Origin of the sequence: Paraburkholderia polaris (assembly GCF_012927345.1) — a bacterium.
GTDB classification, from domain to species: Bacteria; Pseudomonadota; Gammaproteobacteria; order Burkholderiales; family Burkholderiaceae; genus Paraburkholderia; species Paraburkholderia polaris.
The window spans coordinates 136,505-160,665 of sequence record NZ_JABBGJ010000020.1 but is presented as its reverse complement, the minus strand read 5'-3'; the positions used below and the strand labels follow the sequence as shown (position 1 = coordinate 160,665).

Annotated in this window: 26 protein-coding genes; 7 read left to right on the top strand and 19 right to left on the bottom strand. The window is 62.2% G+C overall.

What is annotated here, in order from left to right:
• The 6 genes from HHL24_RS19930 to catA form a co-directional block, all read right to left on the bottom strand.
• Positions 1-134: helix-turn-helix domain-containing protein (locus HHL24_RS19930; protein ID WP_329606712.1), on the bottom strand; the 134-nt coding region annotated here is incomplete at its 3' end.
• Positions 135-775: 641 nt separating this feature from the next.
• Complete coding sequence (gene benD, locus HHL24_RS19925; RefSeq protein WP_169487136.1) at positions 776-1,552, bottom strand: benzoate diol dehydrogenase BenD; 777 nt, start codon at positions 1,550-1,552, stop codon at positions 776-778.
• Complete coding sequence (gene benC / locus HHL24_RS19920) at positions 1,549-2,571, bottom strand: benzoate 1,2-dioxygenase electron transfer component BenC (RefSeq protein ID WP_169487135.1); 1,023 nt, start codon at positions 2,569-2,571, stop codon at positions 1,549-1,551. Before benC ends, benD begins: the two co-directional genes overlap by 4 nt.
• Before the next feature lie 39 nt (positions 2,572-2,610).
• The gene (gene benB / locus HHL24_RS19915; RefSeq protein ID WP_169487134.1) at positions 2,611-3,099 is read right to left on the bottom strand and encodes a benzoate 1,2-dioxygenase small subunit; all 489 of its coding nucleotides are present in this window, start codon (positions 3,097-3,099) and stop codon (positions 2,611-2,613) included.
• A complete protein-coding gene (locus HHL24_RS19910) occupies positions 3,096-4,454 on the bottom strand; it encodes a Rieske 2Fe-2S domain-containing protein (protein WP_169487133.1) in 1,359 nt (452 codons plus the stop codon). The genes benB and HHL24_RS19910 overlap by 4 nt, the downstream gene beginning before the upstream one ends.
• A 110-nt stretch (positions 4,455-4,564) precedes the next feature.
• Positions 4,565-5,500, bottom strand: a complete 936-nt coding sequence (catA, locus tag HHL24_RS19905; protein WP_169487132.1) for a catechol 1,2-dioxygenase — start codon at positions 5,498-5,500, stop codon at positions 4,565-4,567.
• A 174-nt stretch (positions 5,501-5,674) separates the two neighbouring features.
• Between catA and HHL24_RS19900 the strand changes: the two genes are divergently transcribed.
• A complete protein-coding gene (locus HHL24_RS19900) occupies positions 5,675-6,598 on the top strand; it encodes a LysR family transcriptional regulator (protein ID WP_169487131.1) in 924 nt (307 codons plus the stop codon).
• A 40-nt stretch (positions 6,599-6,638) separates the two neighbouring features.
• On the opposite strand, the gene HHL24_RS19895 is transcribed toward HHL24_RS19900, so the two are convergent.
• The 4 genes from HHL24_RS19895 to HHL24_RS19880 all read right to left on the bottom strand — a co-directional run bounded on the left by HHL24_RS19895 (position 6,639) and on the right by HHL24_RS19880 (position 9,560).
• Positions 6,639-6,968, bottom strand: coding sequence for a chaperone modulator CbpM (locus HHL24_RS19895; RefSeq protein ID WP_169487130.1), 330 nt, complete (start codon positions 6,966-6,968; stop codon positions 6,639-6,641).
• Positions 6,965-7,906, bottom strand: coding sequence for a DnaJ C-terminal domain-containing protein (locus HHL24_RS19890; RefSeq protein WP_169487129.1), 942 nt, complete (start codon positions 7,904-7,906; stop codon positions 6,965-6,967). The genes HHL24_RS19895 and HHL24_RS19890 overlap by 4 nt, the downstream gene beginning before the upstream one ends.
• 224 nt (positions 7,907-8,130) lie before the next feature.
• Entirely contained in the window at positions 8,131-8,367 is a 237-nt protein-coding gene (locus HHL24_RS19885; RefSeq protein WP_169487128.1) for a UDP-glucose 4-epimerase, read from the bottom strand.
• Between the two features lie 152 nt (positions 8,368-8,519).
• A complete protein-coding gene (locus HHL24_RS19880; RefSeq protein ID WP_169487127.1) occupies positions 8,520-9,560 on the bottom strand; it encodes a zinc-dependent alcohol dehydrogenase family protein in 1,041 nt (346 codons plus the stop codon).
• Between the two features lie 375 nt (positions 9,561-9,935).
• On the opposite strand from HHL24_RS19880, the gene HHL24_RS19875 reads away from it, so the two are divergent.
• Positions 9,936-11,558: an oleate hydratase gene (locus tag HHL24_RS19875; RefSeq protein ID WP_169487148.1), complete on the top strand. Its 1,623-nt coding sequence runs from the start codon at positions 9,936-9,938 to the stop codon at positions 11,556-11,558.
• 60 nt (positions 11,559-11,618) lie between these two features.
• Here HHL24_RS19875 and HHL24_RS19870 read toward each other — a convergent pair whose 3' ends face one another.
• The 9 genes from HHL24_RS19870 to atpD are packed head-to-tail and all read right to left on the bottom strand — an operon-like array spanning position 11,619 to position 18,233.
• Complete coding sequence (locus HHL24_RS19870; RefSeq protein WP_169487126.1) at positions 11,619-12,464, bottom strand: F0F1 ATP synthase subunit gamma; 846 nt, start codon at positions 12,462-12,464, stop codon at positions 11,619-11,621.
• Positions 12,461-14,029: a F0F1 ATP synthase subunit alpha gene (locus tag HHL24_RS19865; RefSeq protein WP_230417515.1), complete on the bottom strand. Its 1,569-nt coding sequence runs from the start codon at positions 14,027-14,029 to the stop codon at positions 12,461-12,463. Before HHL24_RS19865 ends, HHL24_RS19870 begins: the two co-directional genes overlap by 4 nt.
• On the bottom strand, positions 14,016-14,765 hold the full coding sequence (locus tag HHL24_RS19860) for a F0F1 ATP synthase subunit delta (protein ID WP_169487125.1): 750 nt from the start codon (positions 14,763-14,765) through the stop codon (positions 14,016-14,018). Before HHL24_RS19860 ends, HHL24_RS19865 begins: the two co-directional genes overlap by 14 nt.
• Positions 14,766-14,774: 9 nt before the next feature.
• Entirely contained in the window at positions 14,775-15,023 is a 249-nt protein-coding gene (locus tag HHL24_RS19855) for a F0F1 ATP synthase subunit C (protein WP_012427417.1), read from the bottom strand.
• Positions 15,020-15,718, bottom strand: a complete 699-nt coding sequence (locus HHL24_RS19850) for a F0F1 ATP synthase subunit A (protein ID WP_169487124.1) — start codon at positions 15,716-15,718, stop codon at positions 15,020-15,022. The genes HHL24_RS19855 and HHL24_RS19850 overlap by 4 nt, the downstream gene beginning before the upstream one ends.
• Positions 15,715-15,993, bottom strand: a complete 279-nt coding sequence (locus HHL24_RS19845; protein ID WP_169487123.1) for an N-ATPase subunit AtpR — start codon at positions 15,991-15,993, stop codon at positions 15,715-15,717. Before HHL24_RS19845 ends, HHL24_RS19850 begins: the two co-directional genes overlap by 4 nt.
• Complete coding sequence (locus HHL24_RS19840; protein WP_169487122.1) at positions 15,986-16,303, bottom strand: AtpZ/AtpI family protein; 318 nt, start codon at positions 16,301-16,303, stop codon at positions 15,986-15,988. The genes HHL24_RS19845 and HHL24_RS19840 overlap by 8 nt, the downstream gene beginning before the upstream one ends.
• Positions 16,300-16,758, bottom strand: coding sequence for a F0F1 ATP synthase subunit epsilon (locus HHL24_RS19835; RefSeq protein WP_169487121.1), 459 nt, complete (start codon positions 16,756-16,758; stop codon positions 16,300-16,302). The genes HHL24_RS19840 and HHL24_RS19835 overlap by 4 nt, the downstream gene beginning before the upstream one ends.
• Positions 16,755-18,233: a F0F1 ATP synthase subunit beta gene (atpD, locus tag HHL24_RS19830; protein ID WP_169487120.1), complete on the bottom strand. Its 1,479-nt coding sequence runs from the start codon at positions 18,231-18,233 to the stop codon at positions 16,755-16,757. The genes HHL24_RS19835 and atpD overlap by 4 nt, the downstream gene beginning before the upstream one ends.
• Before the next feature lie 551 nt (positions 18,234-18,784).
• Between atpD and HHL24_RS19825 the strand changes: the two genes are divergently transcribed.
• The 5 genes from HHL24_RS19825 to HHL24_RS19805 all read left to right on the top strand — a co-directional run bounded on the left by HHL24_RS19825 (position 18,785) and on the right by HHL24_RS19805 (position 24,158).
• The gene (locus HHL24_RS19825; protein WP_169487119.1) at positions 18,785-19,621 is read left to right on the top strand and encodes a universal stress protein; all 837 of its coding nucleotides are present in this window, start codon (positions 18,785-18,787) and stop codon (positions 19,619-19,621) included.
• Positions 19,622-20,019: 398 nt separating this feature from the next.
• Positions 20,020-22,116, top strand: a complete 2,097-nt coding sequence (locus tag HHL24_RS19820) for a sensor histidine kinase (RefSeq protein WP_169487118.1) — start codon at positions 20,020-20,022, stop codon at positions 22,114-22,116.
• Positions 22,113-22,760 carry a response regulator gene (locus tag HHL24_RS19815; protein WP_169487117.1) on the top strand — a complete coding sequence of 216 codons (648 nt, stop codon included), beginning with the start codon at positions 22,113-22,115 and terminating at the stop codon, positions 22,758-22,760. Before HHL24_RS19820 ends, HHL24_RS19815 begins: the two co-directional genes overlap by 4 nt.
• A gap of 191 nt (positions 22,761-22,951) precedes the next feature.
• Positions 22,952-23,383: a response regulator gene (locus tag HHL24_RS19810; protein ID WP_169487116.1), complete on the top strand. Its 432-nt coding sequence runs from the start codon at positions 22,952-22,954 to the stop codon at positions 23,381-23,383.
• Complete coding sequence (locus HHL24_RS19805; RefSeq protein ID WP_169487115.1) at positions 23,376-24,158, top strand: helix-turn-helix domain-containing protein; 783 nt, start codon at positions 23,376-23,378, stop codon at positions 24,156-24,158. Before HHL24_RS19810 ends, HHL24_RS19805 begins: the two co-directional genes overlap by 8 nt.
• Positions 24,159-24,161: the final 3 nt, after the last annotated feature.

Below are 24,161 nucleotides of genomic sequence, written 5' to 3'. Positions count from 1 at the left end.
CCACCGGCCTGATAGCGATGCACCAGCCGGTTGACCTGGCGCTCGCACAGCTGCAGACGCTCGGCTGCCTGAAAAACCTTCAGCCGGTGTTCGACAACCGCCTCAATGATCTTGACCCGCTCAAGCTCGTGCATGCTGATCGTGACGAATCCACGTGCGTTCATGTCCGGCTCCCTGGGCGACTACCATGGCGCAGCATGCGCGTAGTGCGTGGCTCAGGGAGTGAAACCGGACATTTCGAATGAGCCAGAATCGGACATTATCAAAAAGCCCTGACACCCAATATGTTGATAATTTATCTTATGTCAAATTATAAACACGGGAAGCGGTCGAGATCCCTGTCGCGTCGGTTTGCATAATTTTGTTCTCGATTTCCGTGTAAACCGTTCCCTGCGCGCGGCGATGCGTACCGCTGACAAAATTATGCAAACCAACGCGGTCGGCGCGGCTCAAAGGACCTTCGACCCAAATAGCTGTCTGAACGCATGCGCGTTTCAGCGCTTCGCGAGCGCATCGTGCTGTGGGCTGAACGCCCCTACGTCATGCCGGATTGGGTGCGCGAACATATGCCCTATACGCTGCAAACCACGCGCCTGTTCGACCCGACCATGCTCCCGCCGACGGTTTTGGACACACTCCTCCCGCACTGCACGCGAGAAGTGTCGTCGCTTGCCGGTGCCGAGCTTTACGGCAGCAAACTCGTTGCGGCACTGGACCGGCAGTTCACCGAATGCCCCTCCTACAAAGCTCGATGGCGCGTGGCAGCATGCAAGGGTCAGCCCGTGTCTCCGCCGGCGACCGGCAGCACCGTGCCGGTGATATAGCTTGCCTCATCCGAAGCGAGGAACAGAATTGGAGCGACCTGTTCGTCGATGCTGCCGTAGCGCTTGAAAAAGGTTGATTCGGTGACCTGCTTCACCGCGTCGCCCATCCAGACTTTTTCTTGCTCGCTGTCGCCGGCAGTATTGCGAGGGACGCGTCGCGGAGGTGCGTCGGTCCCGCCCGGCGCGGTGGCGACCACGCGAATGTTGTGCTCCGCGTATTCCATCGCCAGCGACTGCGTAATCGCGTTGACCCCGCCCTTAGCCGCTGAATAGGGCACGCGGCGGATACCGCGCGTGGCATTCGAGGAAACATTGACGATGACTCCGCTACCGCGCTTAAGCAGGTGCGGCAACACAGCATGGCAGGCGTACAACGTGGGCATGAGTGAACGGCGAATTTCCGCGTCAATCTGCGCAGGCTCGAACTCAGCGAATGGGCGCATGCGAATCGCGCCACCGACACCATTGATCAGTATGTCGATGCCACCAAACCTGCTCACTGCAAAAGCCATCGCCGATGCCGCGCCTTCGTACGTCTCGAGGTCGGCGACGAATCCTGCCGTGTCTGCGTCGCTTGCTTCGGCGGCAACTTCGGAGACGAAGTCGGCTCGGTCGACGAATAGCACTTTGCCGCCTTCGGCCGCCGCGCGCAGCGCTACGACGCGACCGATGCCCTGTGCAGCGCCGGTGACGACCAGGACCTTGCCAGCAAATCGTTGCGTGTTCATGCGGTCCTCGGTGCGGCGTTGGGCGTGAATTTCTCGTAGTGGAAGCTGTTGGGCTTAACGCCCTTGTCGTCGAAATACTTGAGCACTGCATCGACCATCGGTGGCGGCCCGCACAAGTAGACGTCGACGTCCCCGTCATTCAAGGCTTCGGCCGGCATATGCTGGGTCACCCAACCCTTGCGGGGGTGATTCGAATCCGCTTCGGCCACGACGGTGGCGTAGCTGAAATTCGGCAACTTCGCCACGTAGGCATCGATTGCATCGACCTGGACGAGGTCGAGGTTTCGCGTTACACCATAAATCAGGTGGATCTTCTGCTGCGAATTAGCGTGAGCCAGCACTTCCAGCATCGACAGGAATGGTGCCAGGCCCGTGCCGCCAGCGAGGAACAGCAAGGGCCGCTCCACCGCACGCAGATAGAAACTACCGAGCGGGCCGGTCAACTCCACCTTGTTGCCTGCCTGCGCGGATTCAAGCCAGGTGCTCATCACACCACCGGGAATCTTCTTGATCAGAAAGCTGATTTTCGATTCACCCGGCGCCGATGAAAACGAATACGAACGGTGCTGGCCGCTGCCTGGAACATCAATGTTGACGTACTGGCCCGGCAGGAATACCGGCGCGGTCGCCTCCACATCCAGTTCGAGCACGATGGCCGCATCGTTGTGCGGTTCCACCCTCGATACCGTCGCGGCAAATTTGCTCTGCTCAGTCTTGCATGCAGTAGAAGACGCCGGCACTGCAATCACACAATCGCTTTCCGGCACCATCTGGCAGGTCAATACCAGGCCACTGCCCTTCTCATCCTCGGTCAGCGCGTCTTCGATGTAATCGTCGCCCAGGTCGTAGCTTCCGCTCTCGGCGCGGCACTTGCAGGTACCGCACACGCCATCGGAGCAATCCATTGGCAGGTTAATCTTTGCGCGAAAGGCGGCATCAAGCACCTTCTCGCCCGCCTTGCATGTAACGAAGCGGGTCACGCCGTCTTCAAAATTCAGTGCAATGTTGTAGCTGGACATCTTGCCTCCTGGTCTTCTCATTTCCGCGGATGTATGCACTCAAACGTGATAAACGTCGAGCACCTGGCGGATGTAGTCGTCCTTCAACACGATGCGCTTGTAGCAAATCAACAGTTCATCGTTGACCTTGCGCAAAGTGACGAACATCGTGCCGAAAAACTGGTCGGTGGTTCTGTAACGGTGGCTGAGCGTGTTGAAGTTGTAGCGCACGTCCACTTCGTTCTCGCGCTCGGCCAGCACTTCCACATTGGTGACGTTGTGACTGGTTCGCGGTTCAGGCATCGAGGCGCTGCTGCGCTCGGTCCTGATGCGGAACACACGGTCTTCCAGGCCGCCACGGTCCGGGTAATACATCAGCGAAATCTGACTCTCGTGATCGTCGGTGAGCTGGTCGTCGTCATCCCACGCCGGCATCCAGTAGGTGACGTCCTCGGTATAGCAGGCAAGCCAGTCGTCCCACTGGCGGTCATCGAGCAGGCGGCCTTCGCGGTACAGCATGGCGCAGATTTTCTGGTAGTCGAAGCTCATACCAAGGCCTCCCCTTGTTCTTTTTTAAGTGCGTCGCGCATCACTCGCAGCCAGTACTCGTGCTGGCACACGAACAGCCCTTCGTCTTCGCTGCGCTCGCCTGAGATCACCGGCTTGAGCCCCATACTCTTCGCGTTCTCGTCCGGGCCATCGACCCACAACGGCGCCCCGCGTGAAAGGTCGTTCCACAACGCGGTGGTGCCGGCATAGCCAGCCTGGCAGGCGCGGAACTCTTCGAGATCGTCCGCAGTGCCCATTCCCGAGACGTTGAAGAAATCCTCATATTGGCGAATTCGAATCGCGCGGTCGGTTGCGCTCTCACCCTTTGGAGCAAAGCAGAAAATGCTGACTTCGGACTGGTCTACGCTGAGCGGACGTACCACCCGAATCTGGGTGCTGAACTGGTCCATCAGAAACACGTTCGGATACAAACATAGGTTTCGAGTCTGGTTGACGATGAATTTCGCCTTTTCTTCGCCGACGCGTGCCTCGATTTCTTCACGGTATTGATAGACCGGCCGCACTTCCGGGTTCATCGTGTTGGTCCACAGCAGGATGTGACCGTGTTCGAACCCGTACACGCCGGCGACCGACTTGCTCCAGCCATTCGCATCCACCGCTTTGGTCCCATCGACCTTGCGCCGGTCCATCGTCGCGGCGTAGTTCCAGTGCACCGTGCTGACGTGATAGCCGTCGCAGCCGTTTTCCATCTGCATCTTCCAGTTGCCGTCGTAGATGTACGAGGAGTTGCCGCGCAACACTTCCAGCCCATTTGGTGCCTGGTCGACGATCTGATCGATGATGACTTTGGTCTCGCCGAGGTAGTCTTCGAGCGGAATCACGTCTGCGTTGAGACTGCCGAACAGGAAGCCACGATAGCTCTGAAAGCGCGCGACTTTCTTCAGGTCATGCGAGCCGTTGGTGTTGAATTGCACCGGATATTCGGTAGTCTTAACATCCTTCACTTTCAGCAGCTTGCCGGTATTGGCGAAGCTCCAGCCGTGGAACGGGCATGTGAACGTGCCCTTGTTGCCGTGCTTTTTCCTGCACAACATTGCGCCCTTGTGTGCGCAGGCGTTAATGACCGCGTGCAGTTCACCGCTCTTGTCGCGAGTGACAACCACGGGCTGGCGGCCAATCCAGGTGGTGTAGTAGTCGTTGTTGTTGGGAACCTGGCTTTCGTGCGCCAGATATACCCAGTTACTCTCGAAGATGTGTTTCATCTCGAGCTCGAACAAATCGACGTTGGTAAAGATATCGCGGCGGCAACGGAATACACCGTTTTGCCTGTCGTCCTGAACGGCGGTGTGCAGCAGTTCATCCAGCTGCGTGGCTTTGTCGATAGTGGCGGACATGAGTGCTCTCCCTACGCGCGCTCCAGGCAGAGCACGCGCATCGGTGTCAAAGAAATTCTTGCGGAGAATTGAGCGGCAGCGGTGGTATGACGCGCCGCCGCGTTGGGCGCTTACGCCGTGGCTGACGCACGCAGGCGGTGGACGACCTGGTTATCCTTGCCCTGCACCAGCGGAGTCAACTCGATGTTGAACTCGATTTCCTTGTATGTGTCGGTCTTCATATCCAGCGCAGTGCCGCCGGTCTTTTCGACCACATGTGGAATCAAATCCTCGCGGGTGGCGTAGGCAAAGTCGTCCCAAATCAACGGGTCACCCTCAATGTTGATTTGCGTCGTCAGCTTGCGGTACTTGTCGCTGGTGACGAAGAAGTGCACATGCGCCGGACGGTCGCCATGGCGGGCGAGCACGTTCAACAGCTGTTGGGTCGCGCCATGCGGCGGACAGCCGTAGCCGACCGGCATGAGCGTACGGAATTCGTATTTGCCGTCGACACTAGTACTGACTGCACCGCGCAGATTGAACTCGCTCTGCGCGCCGGTCGGGTCAAAGTGCGAGTAGAAGCCTTTCGAATTAGCGTGCCAGCATTCCACGACCGCACCTGCGACGGGCTTGCCGTCCGGACCGGTTACCGTGCCACGGATGACCAGCGGGCCTGCATCCTGGTCGGGATTGACGTCAATCCTGGACACGCCATCGCGCAACGGCGCACCGGCGACATACAGCGGACCTTCGATGGTACGCGGCGTGCCACCTGTGATTTCAGCCGCCTTGTCCTCCGCGTCCATGCGGATGTCGAGGTATTTCTCCAGACCGAGACCGGCAGCAAGCAGCGCAGCTTCGCCGTCCTGGCCGAGCTTGTTGAAGTAGTGGACGCCAGCCCAGATTTCGTCGGGCGTCATGTCGAGGTCGTCGATGGCCTTGAACAGGTCGCCCAGCAGGCGATTGACAATCTGCTTTGCGCGAGCACTGCCGTCCTGGCTGCCAACGTTAGTAGCAGCCTTCAGCAGGTCCTGCACTTCCTTCGTATCGAACACTTTGACGCTCATGTCTGCTCCTGAATCTCTATTTTTTGCTGGGGTAACCCCTCGCTTTAGCGCCCGCTTGAATATGCCTGAGAGGTATAATGGGTGCTGAAACAGAGTGTGAATGCAGAATAATGGACGCCGGAAGGCCCCGTCCAACACTGATTTAGTATCGGTCTATATCCACAAGGTATCGAAATGGAACTGCGGCATCTTCGCTATTTCGTCGCCGTAGCCGAGGAACGCAACTTCACGCGCGCGGCACAGCGACTGAACATGGCCCAACCGCCTTTGAGCCGGCAGATACAGCAGCTTGAAGAGATTCTTGAGGTGCAGCTATTCCAGCGCGACTCGCGTCCGTTGAAGCTAACCGAGACGGGTAAGTTCTTCTATGCTCATGCCGTCCAATTGCTGGCCCAAACGTCCGAACTCGAATCAATGACGCGGCGCGTGGGCAACATCGAGCGCAGCCTCTCTGTCGGTTTCGTGGGTTCGACGTTGTACGGAATGCTGCCAAAAATCATCCGGCGCTTCCGCGATGAGAACACTACAGTCGAACTCAGCCTCCATGAGATGTCGACGATGGACCAGATCAGAGCGCTGAAGGACGGTCAGATTGATGTCGGGTTCGGGCGTATCCGGCATGAGGACGCGAACATCCGCCGGGTGATTCTTCGTGAGGAGAAAATGATTGTTGCCCTCCCAGAGGGCCATCCGCTCTCACTAGCCAAGCCCGTCCTCGCTCTGCGCGACCTGGTCAACGAAACCCTGATCATCTTCCCTAAGGCGCCGCGACCCAGTTATGCAGACCAGGTGCTTTCGGCATTCGAAGACCGTGCTCTCAAGCCTCGCCGGATATACGAAGTACGAGAATTGCAGATTGCGCTAGGCCTCGTAGCGGCGGGCGAAGGAATTTCTGTCGTTCCGAGTAGCGTCTACGGCCTGAAGCGGGACGATGTGAGCTACAAGGAACTGGACGACCCTACTCTGGTTTCCCCAATCATCATGAGCACGCGTGCGCTCGACGAGTCGCGCGACCTTCGGGAAATGCTTGAGCTCATCTATCGGTTGTACGAGGAGGAACGGGTACCCTATGCGCCCCGTAACGATTTCGGGCGGTAATACCCGCTATACCCCGGGGGATGGCACTAGACTTTCAGGCCTAGCTTCCACGAGGGCGTTTCACACGCAAGCGCAATGAGTCGATCTCGTCGAGCAGATCGAGGGCTAGCGCGACGCCGGGAGGGTTGATCTGAAAGTCGTGCGCCAGCCGCTGCGCGGTCCGCACGCGCCGCAACACCGCGCCGCTGAAGCGCCACTCCTGCGGCCGCTCGCCCCTGGCCTCAAACACGCCTTCAGACACCCAGAGCGTCAATTCCTCCTCCGATGCCCCGCTCACCCGGCTCAATTCAACCAGGGTGAACTCGACGTTCTCATCGACAATCTGCCCTTGCAAATAGGTCGTCGTACTCGTCTCTTTCACGATGATCACCGATAGAAGTGCGCGCGAGGATTGAAGTTGAACGCCTGCCGCATCGCATCGTAAGCGGCCTTCGCAGCGTCGCTATCCGCCGGTGGCAGCACGATGTTCAGAATCACATACAGATCGCCTGGCGGGTTGCCCGGAATGCCCTTGCCTTTGAGCCGCAAGCGCCTGCCGCCGGCAGAATCCGCCGGCACCGTCATCTCGACCGAACCGTCAGGCGTCGGCACGTTGACCTGCGCGCCGAGGCCAGCTTCCCACGGTGCCACCGGCAACTCGAGCGAAACGTCGCGCCCGTCCACGCGAAAGCGCGGGTGTTCCCGAAAGGCAATTTCCAGGTAGAGGTCGCCGGCAGTTCCGGGCGTAGTACCTGCGGCTCCCTGCCCGGAGAGCCGTAGGTGCTGGCCCGCGCGAATCCCCTTTGGAATGGATACGTCGAGCGTACGCGTTTCCAGCGAAACTTGGCCTTGCGCGTCGATCACCGGCATTTGCAGCGAAATCGAGCGCTGGGCGCCGCGATAGGTGTCTTCGAGGTCGATCAGCACCTTCGCGTGATGGTCTTCGCCGCGCACATCGAAAGGCCGCTGCCGCGGATGCGCGCCACGCGCGCCGCCGAACATCTTCTCGAAGAGATCGTGGAGATCGGCTTGTTCGCCGGCCTCGTCGCCCGCGCCGCGGAATTCGAAGCCTTCGTCCCAGTTCGGCGGCGGCTGAAAGTCCTGGCCGTTGCGCCATTCGCTGCCCATGCGGTCGTAGGCCGCGCGCTTCTCCGGATCCTTGAGCACCTCGTAGGCTTCGCCCAGTTCCTTGAAACGATCTTCGGCGTCGGCGTGCTTGCTGACGTCCGGATGGTACTTGCGCGCGAGTTTCCGATACGAACGTTTGACGTCCTCCTGAGACGCGCTGCGCTCGAGACCCAAGGTCTCGTAATAGTCTTTGTATTTCATACTGGCGGCAGACCCATGAGGAACGGATACGGCAATGCGCATCGATCGCGTGGCAGTCAAGGATTGACTTTATACCAATCCGGATAGGCCGGCAAAATTGCACGTTCCGCATGCGGCTTCAATCCGCCGCAAAATTAACTGCATGCCAGTTGATGTTTCAATCACGACATTGCAAGCTCGGCCGGTGCGAGTATCTCGCGCGACGCTCAAACGGCTGCGCACCCCTAAACCGACAACGTCTTCGACATCTTGAGCTGCACCCAGACCATCCCCTCGCGCAAACCGGCCAACACCGCCTCACGCTCGTTCGGATAAACGCTGCTGTGAGTGAACCCGTGTTTGAACACGCCCTCCGGCGTGTCGTGGCTGAGCTGGATCGAGCAGTCGTAGCCGCCCGATGCCTGATGCGTCTCGACCGACACCGACCAGTCGCTGTCGCGCACGTTACCCGAAATTGTCATGAGCCGTTCCTGATCCTTCGACCGCGCGAAGCCGAACCGCCCAGAAGAAGGCGGTCCGGGCTTCTCGCCGTCAGTTAGCCCACCGTGAGGTTGTCGACTCGCGATTCATTGCTCGCTCCTTGGTGGCATGCAAGGGATTTCAGCCGCGCCGGCTAGGACACCTCGATGATGACTTTCAGCGCATGCGTCTCGGCCGCGCGGCCGAAGGTGTCGTAAGCACCTGCCACATCTTCGAGCTTGAAGCGGTGCGTGATCAGCCGCGCGGGGTCGATGCGGCCCGCGCGTACGGTTTTGAGCAGCATCGGCGTGCTCACGGTATCGACGAGGCGCGTCGTAATCGCGATGTTGCGATCCCACAGTTTTTCGAGGTGCAGATCGGCTTTTACACCGTGCACGCCCACATTCGCGATCACGCCGCCGGGTGCAATGAGCGCCTGGCACAACTCGAACGTAGCCGGTATGCCAACCGCCTCGATCGCGCAGTCGACGCCCGTTTGCTCCGTCAGCTTCATGACAGCGGCAACCGGATCGGCGTGGCCGTTATCGATGCATGCGGTGGCGCCGAAGCGCTTCGCAACTTCAAGACGGTTCGGATCGTGGTCGATCATCACGATCTGCGCCGGCGAATAGAACTGTGCGGTTAGCAGTGCGGCGAGACCGATCGGGCCAGCCCCGACAATCGCCACCGTGCTACCCGGCTGCACCTTGCCGTTCAGCACGCCGCATTCGAAGCCGGTCGGCAGGATGTCCGAGAGCATCACGAGCGCTTCTTCGTCGGCGCCGGCCGGAATCGGATACAGACTCGTCTCGGCGTGGGGAATGCGCACGTACTCGGCCTGGGTGCCGTCGATCTTGTTACCGAGAATCCAGCCGCCGGTGGTGCAATGCGAATAGATGCCGCGCCGGCAGTAGTCGCATTTGCCGCACGACGAGATGCATGAAATCAGCACCCTGTCGCCTGGTTTGAACGCCGACACCCCCGCGCCGACCTCCTGTACGACGCCAACCCCCTCGTGGCCGAGAATGCGTCCCGGCTCACAAGTCGGCACATCGCCCTTCAGAATATGCAGATCGGTACCGCAAATCGTAGTACGTGTCACCTTGACGATCGCGTCGCCAGGTGCGGCGAGCTTGGGAATGGGCCGTTCGTCGAGCGATTTCTTACCGGGACCGTGATACACGAGTGCTTTCATGGGTGCTGCCTCCGTTGATCGAAACGAGCCTGCTGTACCCCTGACTGTAGACTGGCTCACGTAGTACCGGTTGACATGTATCAAGCGATACGTATCGGCGGCCACGCAGCGCAATGACTGAGCTCGGTCAATTTCCGCCTGTAAGGTTTTGATGTCGCGACATTTCACGGGAATGACCGGCCGCAACAAACGAGGCGACGCCCAGCGGTCGCCTCGATAAAAAAGGCGTCGCCGCGACCGCCACTTGATCCAACTCAATCGGAAAGCTGACACGGCGGGTATGTTGAAGCAACGTCCGCCGTGCGCCTCGGAGCGGTCCGACTGCATTCGGATAGCGGCGAATATGAAAAGGAAATCGACGTGCAAAACCCCGACCTGATTCACGCAACAGCACTGCGCGTTGACGCCGACCTCGACGTCCACGATCCTGCAAGCGGCCAGTTCTATCTCGTCGGCGGCGGCATCGCTTCGCTGGCGGCAGCGGCGTTCCTGATCCGCGACGGGCACGTGCGCGGCTGCGACATCACTATTCTGGAAGCGCTCGACAAACCCGGCGGCAGCCTGAACGGCGCGGGCACTGCGGAAGGCGGCTACGTCGTGCGCGGCGGCCGCATGCTCGAAAGCAAGTATCTGTGCACTTATGACCTGTTCTCGTCGATCCCGACGCTGGATGACAGCAAGAGCGTGACGCAGGAGATCTTCGACTGGAACGAGACAATCAGAACCTCATCGAAGTCGCGGCTCGTCAGGAACGGCAAACGCGAAGACACGCCCGCCTACGGGCTCGACGAAGAACATCTGCTGACGCTGGGCCGCCTGTCGATCGAACCCGAAGTGATGCTCGGCAATAGCCGGATTTCAGACCACTTCGATTCGTCCTTCTTCGAGACCAATTTCTGGTTAATGTGGTGCACGACCTTTGCTTTTCAGCCGTGGCACAGCGCGGTCGAACTCCGGCGCTATCTGCTGCGCTTCGCGCATATGTCGGCCGGGTTCAACCAGTTGCACGGCATCATGCGTACGGTCTACAACCAGTACGACTCGATGGTCCGCCCACTGCGCCGCTGGCTGGACAACCACGGCGTAGTGTTCCGGCCGGACACCCGGGTCACGGATCTGCTGTTCGACGAAACCGGTGAGGAAAAGCGGGTGTGCGGCATCGTCTGCGAGAGCGCGCATCTGCGTAGTGAACTGCCGGTGGGGCCGGCGGACAAGGTCATCGTCACGCTCGGCTCCATGACAGCCGCTTCCAGCCTGGGCGCCATGGACCACCCCGCGGCCTTGAGCAGTACCGACGACACCGGCGCCTGGCGCCTCTGGAAATCCATCGCCACGGGCCGCCCCGAGTTCGGCCACCCGTGCGTCTTCGCGGATCACGTCGACGCCTCGAAGTGGCTGTCGTTCACCGTGACCTTGCGCGACCCGACGCTGTTCCGGCTGATCCGCGACCTGACCGGCAATGTGCCGGGCGAAGGTGGCCTGATCACCTTTCCGGAGTCGAGCTGGCTGGCGTCGATCGTGTTGCCGCATCAGCCGCATTTCATCGACCAACCCGCGGACGTGCAGGTGTTGTGGGGCTACGGCTTGCGGGTTGACGAGCCCGGCGATTTCGTCGGCAAGCCGATGCAGGCCTGCACCGGCCGGGAAATCCTGACGGAGATGCTTGGCCATTTGCGGGTGGAGGCGGAGTCTGCCCGAATCCTCGAACACGCTAACTGCATCCCCTGCCTGATGCCATTCATCACGAGCCAGTTCCTGCCGCGCAGCCGTGGCGACCGGCCTGCCGTCGTGCCGGAAGGCTGGCAGAACCTCGCCTTCACCGGGCAGTTCTGCGAACTGCCCAATGACGTCGTGTTCACGGTCGAATACTCGGTGCGCTCGGCGCAGGATGCGGTGTATGCACTGCTCGAACTCGATCTCGCGGCGCCCGATGTCTACAAAGGCCAGCATGATCCCCGGGTTGTCTACAAGGCGTTTTCGACACTGCGGGACCGTTAGTCACTGCCATGCGGCGCGCGGCTGAAGAGACTCGCACGGCGCCGCAGGAGGCAGCGCTGCTCAGACGGCGGTACCTGCACTCGCCGCCAGTTCCACGATATCCGCCGTGATTTCATCCTGGCGGACCTGGCGGTAGCTTTGGGTCAGCGTCTGGAGTGTCTCCTTCACGTTGGCGCGCGCGGCCAGCATGGCACGCACTCGGGCTTCGTTCTCAGCGGCGAACGAGAGCATCAACGCCTCGCACAATTCGACATAGACATAGGCTTCGACCAGTCCGGCCAGCAGGCGGCCCGCAGGCAAGGTGAGCAACGGCGGCTGGCTGCGCCGCGCTATCTGAAAGCGCGAAAAATCAAACGGAATCAGGCGATGCTCGACGATCTCGCTATGGGCCGCGATGCCTGGCACCGCGTGGATGACCGAGACTTCGGTTATCACTCGCCGGTCGAGACGTAGATAAAGCGCGTCGGTAATACGGCTGGCGAGTGCGGGCACATCGTCGGCATGGGAAGCAGCCGGTGAACGCCAGGCAAATGTGAGGCGGCGTTCGTTTGCTGCGATCTCGCCGCGTGTGCCCACGATCAGACACTCGCATGCCGCCGACGCGAGGCGAGACTGTACGCGCTCGAGGATCTGCTCATTGAACGAGCCGACAAAACCCTGCTCCGCGCACAGTGCAATGACAATCTGCGTGCCGTGCTCCGGCGCGCGCGTTGGCACGTCAGCTCCGTGCGCGAGTACGGCGCCGATCGCGGCACCGACTGTCGAAGCCGAAGAGCGGATGCCGGGCAGCCGCCGTTGCGCTTCGCGCGAGCGGGCTGCCGCAATACCGCGCATTGCCCCAATCACGGCGTCGAGTTGCCGGGCAGTGGCACTGCGCGATTCGATTTCGGTGAGTTTGCCGCTCATCGCGCGCTCCCTGTGCCGGACGTGCCGCTAATGCCCGGGGGCGTGAACTGCTGAACAAGTTCGCGAACCGTGGCGACCAGCACGCCCTGTACATCGGCGTCAAACGGTACGGATGGCGAGCGCGCGCGTGCTTTCGCCAGTTCGGACTGCACATGCTGGCTCTGCAGTCGTGCCGCCAGTTGCGTGCGCACCTGGGCAACGATCCCGGCCGGCGCAGCATCGAATACGCCCGCCGACAGGGCGGTGAGCAGCGCGATTTCGTCGATGGTGCGCAGAGCGCTGAAGCGCGGCTGTGCAATCAGCGCGCGGATGCGTTCCCCGCGAGCGATCTTGCCGGCGACACGCGCGTCCGTCAGACCGCCGAAGCGGCTGAACATTTCCAGTTCGAGGAACTGCGCGTAGTCGAGCCGCAGGCGGCCCGACACCTCGCGTAACGCTGGATGCTGCGCCTTTCCGCCGACACGGCTCACGCTTAAGCCCACATCGACAGCCGGCCGCTGGTTCGCGGCGAACAGGCCGGCATCCAGCACAATCTGACCGTCCGTGATCGAAATGAGGTTGGTCGGGATATACGCGGACAGGTTGCCCATGTCGGTTTCCGCAATCGGCAGCGCAGTCAGCGAGCCGCCTCCCAGTTTGGACGACAACTTCGCTGCGCGTTCAAGCAACCGGGCGTGAACATAGAAGATGTCGCCGGGATAGGCCTCGCGCCCCGGCGGTTCGCGCGTCAGAAGCGCCAGCTCCCGATGCGTCGCGGCATGTTTGGTCAGATCGTCAATGACGATTAGCGCGTGCTGTCCACGATCGCGAAAGTACTCGGCAATGGTGAAACCCGCGAACGGTGCGATCCATTGCAGCCCGGGCGCCGATGCCGCGGCGGCGACAACAAAGATGCAGCGCTCGGGGGCGCCGTACTGACGGACGGATTCGATCACCCGCTGCACGGCGGTCGTGCGCTGGCCGATCGCGACATACACGCAGATCATGTCCGACTGCTTCTGATTGACGATGGCATCGATGGCCAGGGCGGTTTTGCCGGTGGCGCGATCACCGATGATCAGTTCCCGCTGCCCACGGCCGATCGCGAACAGCGCGTCGACCAGGAGCACACCGGTTTCGACCGGCTCGCTGACCAGGTCACGCTCGATGATCGCCGGCGCCGGCCGTTCGACTGCCATACGCATTGCCGCCACGATCGGCTCGTCACGGTCGAGCGGCCGCCCGAGCGGGTCGATCACACGCCCGAGCAGCCCTTCTCCGACCGGCACCTCGAGCACGGTGCCGGTGCATGTCACACGCGCGCCCGCTTCGACCGCGGTCCCCTCGTCAAGCAGGACGACGCTAATGAGGTCTGCGTCCAGCGTGTGGGCAAAGCCCGTCGCACCGCTGTCGAAATGCAGCAGTTCATTGAGGGCCGCGTCCGGCAGTCCCGAGACGAACGCGATGCCGTCACCGCACCGCTCGACGCGTCCGAGCGCCTTGGCATGGGGCGTAACAGCCGTGCGGGCCAGCGTGTTGCGCTGCGCCGCGAGCCACGGATCGTCGGCCATGTCAGCTGGGCACATGCTCGCTACCCAGCAGCGCCGCCCTGATCTGCGCGAGATCGGCCCCGAAGTTATTGCGCACCACGGCGTGGGCGGCCCGCAGTTCCAGCCCGGCAATCAGTCGCGCATCGACCTCGATCTCAAGAGACACGGTCCGGTTCAGGCAAGCCGTGAGCACAGCGCGGCAATGCTCCAGCTCCTGCGGACTCAGTGCACGCGGCGCGGCTAGCGTGAGCGCCGCGCCGTTTGCGCCGAGTTGCGCGCGGACCGGCTCGGGAAGTTGTGCAATGGCCTCGGCGAGACCGTCGACGAAGCCGCTCACGCGCACGTTTTCCGGCAGCTTCGCGAGCAGCTTTGCCGCGATGTCGACGGCGAGCTGGGTGGCGCGGACCGCGACGAGTTTGTCCTGCTCGACGCGCGCGGCCTCGGCCTCGGTGTCGGCTGCGACGCGCCGCCTGTCTGCATCGGCTTGCGCGGCGGCCATTAATGCGGCCTTTTCCGCTGCTGCTTCCGCGGCCACCGTTTTCATGGCGTCGCCACGAGCGGCAACAAGCTGCTGCGTCTCGCGAACCGCTGTGTCGCGCTCGAGAACCGCCTGGCGCTTCGCCGCGTCGGCGTCCGCGATCAGCGTCTGCGCCGCCTTCTGTCGCTCGGCGATGATCCCTGCAACCGGGCGGAACAGGAAGCGCGCCAGCAGCCAGATCAGGACCAGCGCATTGATCGTCTGCAGCGCGAGCGTCGACCAGTCGATTCGCATGGCCGCCGCCTATTTCACGAACGGGTTGGCAAACAGCAGGAGCAAGGCGATCACGAGGCAATAGATCGCCATCGTCTCGATCATGGCCAGCCCGACAAAGAGCGTGCGCGACACAGTGCCGGCCGAGTCGGGCTGACGCGCGATGGCGTCCATCGCCGCTGCGACGGCGCGGCCTTCGGCAAGTGCCGGGCCAATCGCGCCGAACGACACGGCAAGCGCCGCGGCGGCGATGCTGACGATTTCAATGAGGTTATTCATGAGGCTTCGCCCTTTTTGACGCTAACGGGATGATGGGTATCGCTGATCGCCGCACCGATGAACACCATCGACAGAACGGCAAAAATATAGGCTTGCACGGCGCCCGTAAGCAGGTCCAATGCCATCAGCGGAATGGGGACCAGCAGCCCGGCGAGCGAAAGAATGATGGCGATCACGAACACCCCGCTCATCACGTTGCCGAACAGGCGCACCACGAGAGAAAACGTCCGCGTGATCTGCTCGACGACGTTGAGCGGAATCATGACCCAGCTCGGCTCGGCAAAAGCAGCGAAGTAGCCCGCCGTGCCACGCGTGCGAATGCCGTAGAAAATCGTCGCACCCAGCACGATCAGGGCGAGCGCGGCATCCGTCTCGATGTGCGCGGTGGGCGGCGTCACACCCGGCACCAGTGCGGACCAGTTGGCGATCAGCACAAAAAGGAACAGCGTGCCGATCAACGCGCGATAGGTGGCGGGACCGGTTTGCATGGTGTCGCGGATCTGCTGATCGATCGTGTCGACCAGCAGTTCCAGCACGGTTTGCACTTTGCCCGGCGTGAGCGAGAGGTTGCGGGTCAGCCAGGCGGACACCGCGGCCATCAGGATGATGATTGCCCAGGTCGCGAGAACGGGCTCGGTGATTGAAAGCGGACCGAGATGCAGCAGCGGCGCGGTAGCGAGCGGCGAAGCGATCATGGTTGACCTCCATGGCGGCGCATCGCGATAGTGCGTGCGAGCAGAAAGCCGGCCATGCCGGCAAGCAGCGCCAATGCGCCGACGTGCGCGAGCATGAACAGCAGCGCACCGGTGAGCGCGAAGCGGGCAAGCTGTAACGCCAGCGCCGCTGCCGCGCGGCCCTCGGCAAACAGCGGCCAGTTCCAGCGCAGCGACATGAAGTGCCACGCGCCGGCCAACGTGCCGAGCGCGAGTCCCATGGACAACTGGGCGATCAACGGCAGCGGACTAATCATCGCGCCCCCGTTGCTGACGGTGCATCCATTTCCATGCCGACCAGAAACCGATCGCGGCGCCGATCATCAGCAGCGGTGCCGAAAAGAACACGCGCGTGCCGAAGGTCCGGTCCAGCCAGTGTCCGAGCGCGAGTCCCATCAGCGTCGGCAGGACAATGGCCCACCCCAGGATGCCAATCTGGCCCAGCCTGCTACCCAGCGACGGCTCCGGTTCAGCGCGTCCGCGCGAATCGAGCTCGGCGGCCTGGCGGGCCGCGCCGGCCATCCTGTCGTCAGGCGGTTTGCGCTGGTCGATCTGGTGTGGATTCATCGTGGGTTGGCTCCCATACCCGGTCCGTCGGTGCCGTCGACGCCCGGGCGCGGACGCAGATAGCGCAACATCTGACGCACGGCGCGCGCATGCAGTTGCAATTGCTCGACACGGGCACGCCGCGCCGCATCGTCCTCCTCGGCGTGGCGGCTGCGGACCCCCGCTTCCAGACTTTCCAGCGAATCGCCGGAGATTGCTTCGCGGCAAGCGATGGATATCTGGACGCCGCGCGATACCAGCAGGACGCCGCCATCCACTGCGCAATAGCGCGCCGTACCGTCCGCGCAGGTCCAGCGGACTACCGACGGCGTCAGCAGCGTCACGAAATCGGCATGTCCGGCGCGGATGCCGAACGAGCCGCTTTCGTCTTCCGCGCGCAGGGAGACGATCTCGACAGCGTCGAACCACACCCGCAACGGTGTCGCCACAGTCAGCGTCAAAGGCGCGGCGCTCATTGCACCGGCTCCGTGCCGTGCGCCGCCACGTCCTGCGAGGCGGCAGCCTCTTCCTTGCGACGGCCTTCGTCGAGCGCGCCGATCATGTATAGCGAGCTTTCCTGCCATGTATCGCACTCGCCGGCGAGAATCGCCTTGCAGCCGGCGATCGTGTCGGCGACTGGCACGGAACGGCCTGCTTCGCCCGTGAAGGCTTCGGTCACGGCAAACGGCTGGGTCAGGAAGCGCTGCAGGCGTCGCGCACGTCCCACGAGGGCGCGGTCTTCAGCGCCCAGTTCCTCGATACCGAGCAAGGAAATAACGTCCTGCAGCTCGCGGTAGTGCTCGATGATCCGGCGCACCTCGGTCGCGACCGCTGCGTGTTCCTCGCCGACCACGAGCGGATCGAGCAGGATCGACGACGACGCGATCGGATCGATGGCGGGATACATGCCTTCGGCGGCCATCGAACGGGACAGCACGACCATGCTGTCGATATGTGCGGCGATCGCGGTGACGGCGGGATCGGTGAAATCGTCGGCCGGCACATACACGGCCTCGATGGCCGTGACCGACACATTGCCGACCGACACGATGCGCTCCTGCAGACTCGCGACTTCGCTCGCCAGCGTAGGCTGGTAGCCGACTCGCGAAGGCATGCGCCCCAGCAGGCCCGACACCTCGGCGCCCGCCTGCACGAAGCGAAACACGTTATCCATCAGCAGCAGCACGTTTTGGCGGCGTTCGTCGCGGAAATACTCGGCGATCGTCAATGCCGTAAACGGCACGCGCCAGCGTGCGCCCGGCGGCTCGTTCATCTGCCCGTACACCAGCACCGTGCGCGCCAGCACGCCCGACGTGCGCATGTCGAGCAGCATCTCGTGGCCTTCGCGCGAGCGTTCGCCTACGCCGGCGAACACTGAGATTCCCTGATAGCGCTCTACCATCGCATGGATCAGTTCCATGACCAGCACGGTCTTGCCGACCCCCGCACCGCCGAACATCGCCGCCTTGCCACCCTGGGCGAGCGGCGCAAGCAGGTCGATTACCTTGATGCCCGTCGAAAACAGCGTCGTGGTGCCGGTCTGCGTGGCGAGCGGTGGCGCGGCACGATGAATCGGACGGCGCGCGATCTGCGCGGGGAGCGCCACGCCGTCGTCGCGGGTCGCGCCCGTGACGTCGAGCAGCCTGCCGAGCACCGCCTCGCCGACCGGCGCCTCGACGGGACCGCCGCAGGCCCGCACGCGCGCGCCGCGCCGCAATCCCGCCGTCGATTGCAGCGCCAGCGCGCGCACCATGGTTTCGCTCAGATGCGCCTGCACTTCGGCCAGCACCGGCGCGAGATCGTCCGGCAGGATGACGAGCGCGTCGTCGATGGCCGGAAGCTGATCACCCGCGAACCTGACGTCGACGACGGCACCCCGCACAGCAACAACACAGCCGTCGCCTACGGCCGGCAGGCTTGCTGGTGACGGTGCTGTTGAATGAGTCGACATATCGAGGATTCCTGCGGCCGCTTTTTTGATAGTCGCACGATACCGGCGCAATCGATCGATAAAGTGACTTCCATCAAACGTATGAGAAATGACGTCTCGCGATATCTGATGGGCAGGCCGACTACGCCCCGCCCATCGTCTCGAAGCCTCGACGAATCAGCACGCCCATTCGAGACTCCGGGATTTGGCGAGGTGCCGCTTAAGTCCACTGACAAAAGCCGAAAGCGCGGTGTGTGCGCCGTGATGAACCTCGCTCGCCGTGACTTTGCATTCGCGCAGTGCTTGCCACGAGCATAGGTGGGGTTGGGCGCGTTCTCATGATCCATGTCAAGCGATGAACTTGAGCGTCATTAGCACGCCATGACGTGTAGGAAATTCCCGACAAACGCGCAGGACACCCTACGCGAGGCTCAGCCGCATCGCCGTCGCCGCACCCAGATGACGTGTCGCGCGCCGCTGCGCCGTTGATCTGAATCAATGCCGGCGACTACCCGCCCCCTAGACTCACATCACGCGTTCATGCGCCACTCATCCATTTCTGGAGCGTTGCAATGACCTACAAGAGCATCGTCGTTCACCTGGATACGAGTCAGCGCGCGCATCCCAGGCTCGAACTCGCCCTGCGGCTCGCCAAGCAGTTCGACGCCCATCTGACCGGCGTGTTTGCCGTGTTCACGCCCGATCCGCGCTCGCTCTATGTGATGGCCGGAACCGCCGAATACTACGGTACGCACGAACAGCTGCGGGCGGAACGCCGGGGCGCGCTCGAACGGCTCTTTCATGCGGAACTGAGTCGTGCGGAAGTTGCTGGCGAGTGGATCGCCGTCGACGCCCCGGCTAACCTCGCCGTGCCGCATCGCGGCCGATGCGCCGATCTGATCATCGCCAGCCAGGACGACCCGCACGATTCGGAATCGTACGTCGGCGACTTTTTTCCTGAAAACCTGATCATGTCCGCAGGCCGGCCGGTGTTGCTGGTGCCGTACGCCAGCAGCGTCACGTCGCCCGGTACGCACGTGATGGTCGGTTGGGACGGTAGCCGCGAAGCCACCCGCGCGGTGCACGACGCGCTGCCGTTCATGCGCGTGGCGAAGACCACCACGGTCGTCACCGTCAACGGTACGCGGGGCGAATCGCGCCCGCGCATTCCGGGCGCGGATATCGCCACGCTCATCGCCCGGCACGGCGTCAACGTCGAGGTCAAAGATATCGAGGCCGGCAGCGGCGCGTCGATCGGCGACGCGTTGTTGTCGCAGGCATCCGCGATCGGCGCGGATCTGCTCGTGACGGGTGCTTACGGGCACGCCCGCTGGCAGGAACTGGTGATGGGCGGCGCGACCCGCACGATCCTCAAATCGATGACCGTGCCGGTACTGATGTCGCACTGATCTGACAATTCAGGAATTGCGCGAAAAAAGCCCTCGTGCAATTTAAAGCGCCCAGTTGTCGGGGCGCTTCTTTTTTTGACGCCACCGGCGCGCCGGTTCGCAGCTCAGGATGCGCTTGATACGGATCAAGTGCTGACAGCTCGCTGTCCGTCAACATTCGTGCACGGCGTGGCTTCCATGGTGAGTTGGCTGCATACTGACACGATCCGTGCAAACCGCGCACAATGGCCAACGCACGCGTCGTTCCGGCTGGCCGCAAGTAACAAAAATCACGGTGATGTTTCCCGATCCGCACCGCGTCTGCACCGTCAGCCCGCGTGGCGGATTGCCCACCATCCAATGAGGCGCACATGCCCTTTCGCGGTGAGACGCCCTTCGCTAAAAAATGGCCTTTGCCCATGCGGGTTGTCCCGCCTGAGCGGCGCCCCGCGCTTGTCGCGGCAGTCGCATTTGCTGTCGTTCTTGTGGCTGCGCTCGGTGCGTGGCGCTGGGTCGGCGAGCAGTCATTGCGCGCTGCCAACAGCCGCTTTGATCAGAATACGGCGCATATCACCGCTGATCTGCAGCGCGAGTTCACCACCGGCGAATCGCTGCTGCGCGGCGCGCGCGGCTTGCTCTCCGCCGCGCCGGCAGCCGATGCCGATGCCTGGCGCCGCTATGTCGCGCAACTCGATCTGGACGAAACGTCGTCCGTGGTGCGTGCGCTTGGCTATGCGGAAATTGACGCCGCCGGTGTTGCCCGCCTGACGGGCAGCACCGGTAACCGGGCCGGGCAAGCCGCCGCGCCGCAACCGGTCGCGCCGGTTACCCAGATGGCGCCGGCCACCGCCGATGCGATGCCAGTCGACTACGACCTGGCTAGCACTCCCGCGAGCCGTACGGCGTTGCTGCACGCCATCGATACAGGGGCAAGCGCGCTCGACGCGGACGCAGCGCCGTTCGGCGATATCGGCTCGAGCCCCCACCCTCGTCTTTACCTCTATTTACCGATGTATTCGGACGCCGGCTTGCCGTCGACGCCACAAGCGCGCCGTGCGGGCATCAAGCGGCTGCTGGTAGCGGCGCTGGACACCGGCCGTGTATTCGATAACGCCCTCGCCCGGCAACGGCGCATTGATCTGCAGGTATTCAGCGGAACCCCTGCCACGCTGCTTTATTCGTCCGCCGCGGCAGACGACGACCTGGCGGAGACGGCGCCTGTGATCCGTAAAACCGATACCTTGCGCATCGGCGGTGTACCTATCACGCTGTCCTACACAGCGAGCGGTCGCTATCTGCGCGCCGAGGACGGATTTGCAGAAACCACGGTGCTGATCGCCGGCGTTGCGGCAGCATGCCTGTTCAGCGCCATGGCGTTCCTGATCGCCAGCAGGCGCCGCGCCGGATCTGCCGCGACGAGCGAGGCGCGCAGCCAGTCGAGCGTGAACGAGGCACGCATGATGGGCATCATCCGGTCGTCGATGGAAGCCATCATTACCGTCGACGAACGGCAGAACATCGTCATCTTCAATCCAATGGCAGAAAGGGTTTTTGGATGCACCGCAATGGAAGCGGTCGGCGCCTCGCTCTCGCGCTTCATTCCCGAGCGCTTTCGCGCGGGACACGAGCGGCATGTCGAACAGTTCGGCGTGACCGGTGTTTCCGACCGGCAGATGGGCAAGCAGCGTGTGCTGTTCGGCTTACGGAGCAATGGCGAAGAATTTCCTATCGAAGCGTCGATCTCGCAGATCCGCGACGGTGATGGCAAGCTGTATACGGTCATGCTGCGCGACATCACTGAACGGGTAAAAGCGGAAAATGCGCAGCGGCAATCGCGCGAGGAACTACGCGAACTCTCGGCGAATCTGCAAAACGTTCGCGAGGAAGAAAAAACCCGCATCGCACGCGAGCTGCACGACGACCTTGGGCAGCAGTTGACCGCCCTCAAGATGGACATTTCGTCTGTCGAACACGAGCTTGAAAACACGGCTGAGCCGAGTCTGCTGCAGCAACTGCGTGCGATGCGTCGGCTGATCGATGCGACAGTCGCGTCGGTGCGCCGGATCGCTGCCGATCTGCGCCCGGTCATGCTCGACGATCTCGGTCTGATTCCGGCGATCGAATGGCTCGCCAATGACTTTACAAACCGCTACGGCATTGATGTGGAGCGCCGGATCGAAGCCGGCGACACCCGCTTTACGCCGACGGGCGCGACGACGCTATTTCGTATCGTGCAGGAAGCGCTGACCAATGTCGCCCGGCATGCGGAAGCGACGCTCGTCACGCTGACGGTGCGCGTCGAAAGGGGCGTTTGTGTATTGCAAATCGCGGACAACGGCCGTGGTGCGAACCGCTCGCCCGCCTCCGGCGAGAAATCGTTTGGCCTGCTCGGTATCCGCGAGCGTGCGCACATGCTGGGCGGCACCGTCGAAATCCACACGTCCAATGACAAGGGCTTTGCACTGACCGTTACCTTTCCGGTACTGGCGGTGCAACAGCAGGAGATGCAAACATGATTCGAGTGCTGATCGCTGACGACCACACGTTGGTGCGCGATGGCCTGCGGCATATCCTGCAAGGCGCAAGCGGTTTCGAGGTCGTCGGCGAGGCCAATGACGGCGTCAGCACAATTGCGCTGACCCGCGCCAACGCTGCCGACGTGCTCGTGCTCGATCTGTCGATGCCCGGCCGAAACGGCGTCGAACTGATCAAGCAGATCAAGGACGAAAAGCCGGCACTGCGGATCCTCGTGCTCACCATGCATGCAGAGCAGCAGTACGCGGTACGCGCTTTCAAGGCGGGCGCATCCGGGTATCTAACCAAGGAAAGTGCCAGCGCAGAACTGGTCGCCGCGGTCACCAAAGTTGCATCTGGGGGCGTCTATGTGAGTCTCGCGATGGCCGAACGTTTTGCACAGAGCCTGGGCGAGCCCGCCGACACGTTGCCCCATCAGCGCCTGTCCGACCGTGAGTTCGATGTATTCCGCCGCATCGCCGCGGGCCAGACCCTCACCGAAATCGCCACCGAGCTGTGTGTCAGCAGCAAGACGGTGAGTACCTATAAAACGCGCATCCTCGAAAAAATGCAGATGCCGCACGAAGCTGCGCTGGTGCGTTACGCGCTGCGCCACAAACTGCTTGGGGAAGACGACGAAATCTAGATCTGGATCCCGGGCGGCGCATAGGCCGCCGGGCTAGATTCAATCGTCACATCAATCCGCCGATCGCGCGGCTGCCTCCAGCTTCGCATTTGCCGTGTGTAGGAAATCCCCTACACACCTTCGCGCTCGCCTACCCGAAGTTCGTTCGCCGCCGATTTTATTTTGAGACGGCGCGGCCGATACTTCGAGCCATGAACTCAAGCCCGTCCCAGCAAGCACTGCGCGTTTTCCTCGTTGAAGACACGATCCCGATCAGACAACGGATGGCGGCGCGCTTCGGCGCAATTGACGGTGTCGAGATTGTCGGCGAAGCCGAGGAAGCAGGCACCGCGCTCGCCGGTATCGACGGCACCGGAGCCGACGTCGTGGTCGTGGATTTTCGCCTGACCGGCGGCACCGGTATGGAACTGCTGCATAGCCTCGGGCGGAGCACGTCGCCGGTAATCACAATCGTGCTGACGAATCATTCAGGCGCGTGGTTCAGACAGGCGTGCCTCGCGGCCGGCGCGCAGTACTTCTTCGACAAGACGAGCGAATTCGATCTTGCATGCAACACGATCAAGCGGATTGTCCACGAGCGTTGCGCACGTGGCCTCAATTACACAGGAGCACATCATGTCTGACGTTGCCGAATATGCTGAGATCATGCCGCTGCAACGTGCCCCACTGCCGGCGTCAGGCCATTCCGCGCTCGCATCGTCACCCTCGGGCCGCCCCGCCGCGCGCTGCTCGAGCTGCTCGCTGCGCGCGATCTGCATGCCACAAGGTTTGACACCGGCCGAACTGGAGCGCATGGAGTCGCTGATGTGCGTTTCGCGCACGATCAAGCATGGTGAATCGCTATACCGCGCCAACGATGCGTTCCATAGTATCTATGCGGTCCGCGCCGGTTCGTTCAAGACCATCGTCATGCATCGCGACGGTCGCGAACAGGTCACCGGCTTTCATCTGCCCGGCGATTCGCTCGGCCTCGACGGCGTATGTTCAGGCAAGCACAGCTGCGACGCGATCGCCACCGAGGACAGCAACGTTTGCATCATCCCGTTTCATCTGCTCGAAGTCATGTGCCGCGAGGTGAAGGTGGTGCAGCAGCACGTCCATCGTCTGATGGGCGGCGAGATCGTTCGCGAGGCGACAATTATGATGCTGCTTGGCACGATGTCCGCCGACCAGCGGGTCGCCGCCTTCCTGTTGAACCTGTCAGGAAGGCTCAAGACACGCGGCTACTCGCCGGCGGAATTCAATTTGCGCATGACGCGCGAGGAGATCGGCAGCTACCTCGGGATGAAACTCGAAACCGTCAGCCGCATGTTTTCGAAGTTTCAGAAAGACGGTTTGGTCGATACGCGTGGCAAGCAGATCACGATTCTTGACCTCGAAGGCCTCGCGCGCGTGTAGTCC

Coding starts and splice junctions, on each gene's coding strand:
- benD (WP_169487136.1), bottom strand. CDS start 1,552: ATGAACACGCAACGATTTGCTGGCAAGGTCCTGGTCGTCACCGGCGCT.
- benC (WP_169487135.1), bottom strand. CDS start 2,571: ATGTCCAGCTACAACATTGCACTGAATTTTGAAGACGGCGTGACCCGC.
- benB (WP_169487134.1), bottom strand. CDS start 3,099: ATGAGCTTCGACTACCAGAAAATCTGCGCCATGCTGTACCGCGAAGGC.
- HHL24_RS19910 (WP_169487133.1), bottom strand. CDS start 4,454: ATGTCCGCCACTATCGACAAAGCCACGCAGCTGGATGAACTGCTGCAC.
- catA (WP_169487132.1), bottom strand. CDS start 5,500: ATGAGCGTCAAAGTGTTCGATACGAAGGAAGTGCAGGACCTGCTGAAG.
- HHL24_RS19900 (WP_169487131.1), top strand. CDS start 5,675: ATGGAACTGCGGCATCTTCGCTATTTCGTCGCCGTAGCCGAGGAACGC.
- HHL24_RS19890 (WP_169487129.1), bottom strand. CDS start 7,906: ATGAAATACAAAGACTATTACGAGACCTTGGGTCTCGAGCGCAGCGCG.
- HHL24_RS19885 (WP_169487128.1), bottom strand. CDS start 8,367: ATGACAATTTCGGGTAACGTGCGCGACAGCGACTGGTCGGTGTCGGTC.
- HHL24_RS19880 (WP_169487127.1), bottom strand. CDS start 9,560: ATGAAAGCACTCGTGTATCACGGTCCCGGTAAGAAATCGCTCGACGAA.
- HHL24_RS19870 (WP_169487126.1), bottom strand. CDS start 12,464: ATGAGCGGCAAACTCACCGAAATCGAATCGCGCAGTGCCACTGCCCGG.
- HHL24_RS19865 (WP_230417515.1), bottom strand. CDS start 14,029: ATGTGCCCAGCTGACATGGCCGACGATCCGTGGCTCGCGGCGCAGCGC.
- HHL24_RS19860 (WP_169487125.1), bottom strand. CDS start 14,765: ATGCGAATCGACTGGTCGACGCTCGCGCTGCAGACGATCAATGCGCTG.
- HHL24_RS19855 (WP_012427417.1), bottom strand. CDS start 15,023: ATGAATAACCTCATTGAAATCGTCAGCATCGCCGCCGCGGCGCTTGCC.
- HHL24_RS19850 (WP_169487124.1), bottom strand. CDS start 15,718: ATGATCGCTTCGCCGCTCGCTACCGCGCCGCTGCTGCATCTCGGTCCG.
- HHL24_RS19845 (WP_169487123.1), bottom strand. CDS start 15,993: ATGATTAGTCCGCTGCCGTTGATCGCCCAGTTGTCCATGGGACTCGCG.
- HHL24_RS19840 (WP_169487122.1), bottom strand. CDS start 16,303: ATGAATCCACACCAGATCGACCAGCGCAAACCGCCTGACGACAGGATG.
- HHL24_RS19835 (WP_169487121.1), bottom strand. CDS start 16,758: ATGAGCGCCGCGCCTTTGACGCTGACTGTGGCGACACCGTTGCGGGTG.
- atpD (WP_169487120.1), bottom strand. CDS start 18,233: ATGTCGACTCATTCAACAGCACCGTCACCAGCAAGCCTGCCGGCCGTA.
- HHL24_RS19825 (WP_169487119.1), top strand. CDS start 18,785: ATGACCTACAAGAGCATCGTCGTTCACCTGGATACGAGTCAGCGCGCG.
- HHL24_RS19820 (WP_169487118.1), top strand. CDS start 20,020: ATGCGGGTTGTCCCGCCTGAGCGGCGCCCCGCGCTTGTCGCGGCAGTC.
- HHL24_RS19815 (WP_169487117.1), top strand. CDS start 22,113: ATGATTCGAGTGCTGATCGCTGACGACCACACGTTGGTGCGCGATGGC.
- HHL24_RS19810 (WP_169487116.1), top strand. CDS start 22,952: ATGAACTCAAGCCCGTCCCAGCAAGCACTGCGCGTTTTCCTCGTTGAA.
- HHL24_RS19805 (WP_169487115.1), top strand. CDS start 23,376: ATGTCTGACGTTGCCGAATATGCTGAGATCATGCCGCTGCAACGTGCC.